The sequence below is a fragment of the Ruegeria sp. K11 genome (assembly GCF_056531905.1).
Genome location: NZ_JBQFMP010000044.1, coordinates 1 through 1,056, shown reverse-complemented (window position 1 = coordinate 1,056; position 1,056 = coordinate 1). Strand labels below are relative to the sequence as shown.

Sequence of the window (1,056 nt, the reverse complement as noted above, 5' to 3'; positions counted from 1 at the left end):
GTGAACCTCGAAGGCCCCAAAGCCGGTGAGGTTCTGGTGGAGATCAAAGCCACCGGCATCTGCCACACCGATGAATTCACCCTGTCGGGTGCCGACCCCGAGGGGCTGTTTCCCGCAATTCTGGGCCATGAGGGCGCAGGTGTGGTGCTGGAAGTCGGTGCAGGTGTCACCAGCCTTAAGCCGGGCGATCATGTGATCCCGCTTTACACCCCGGAATGCCGCGAGTGTGAATACTGTCTGCATCCCAAGACCAACCTGTGCCAGGCGATCCGCACCACGCAAGGCCAGGGGCTGATGCCGGACGGAACGTCTCGGTTCTCGACTTTGGATGGCGATCCGATCCTGCACTATATGGGATGCTCGACCTTCTCGAACCACACCGTACTGCCCGAGATCGCGCTGGCCAAAGTGCGTGAGGACGCGCCCTTCGACAAAATCTGCTATATCGGCTGCGGCGTGACCACCGGGATTGGTGCGGTGATCAACACCGCCAAGGTGGAAATCGGCAGCCGAGCGATTGTATTCGGTCTGGGTGGCATCGGTCTGAACGTCATTCAGGGATTGCGCTTGGCCGGGGCCGATCAGATCGTTGGCGTCGATCTGAACCCCTCGAAGGTCAATATGGCGACGGCCTTCGGCATGACCGATTTCGTGAACCCCAAAGAGGTCGAAGGCGATCTGGTCCCCTATCTGGTCGATCTGACCAAGGGCGGCGCGGATTATACCTTTGACGCCACCGGCAATGTCGGCGTGATGCGCGACGCGCTGGAATCGGCGCATAAGGGCTGGGGGGAATCGATCATCATCGGTGTGGCCCCCGCAGGGGCCGAAATCTCGACCCGTCCGTTCCAGCTGGTCACCGGCCGGTCATGGCGCGGCACCGCATTCGGCGGCGCGCGCGGTCGCACCGATGTGCCCAAGATCGTTGACTGGTACATGGAAGGCAAAATCGAGATCGACCCGATGATCACTCACACTATGAGTCTGGACGATATCAACGAAGGGTTCGACCTGATGCACCGGGGCGAGAGCATCCGCTCGGTCGTGGTGTATTGA

Annotated in this window: 1 protein-coding gene; it reads left to right on the top strand. The window is 60.7% G+C overall.

What is annotated here, in order from left to right; all coding sequences use genetic code 11:
* Positions 1-1,056 (top strand): S-(hydroxymethyl)glutathione dehydrogenase/class III alcohol dehydrogenase (locus tag ACR0K4_RS22955; RefSeq protein ID WP_480855915.1); only part of this gene is annotated, 1,056 nt, incomplete at its 5' end.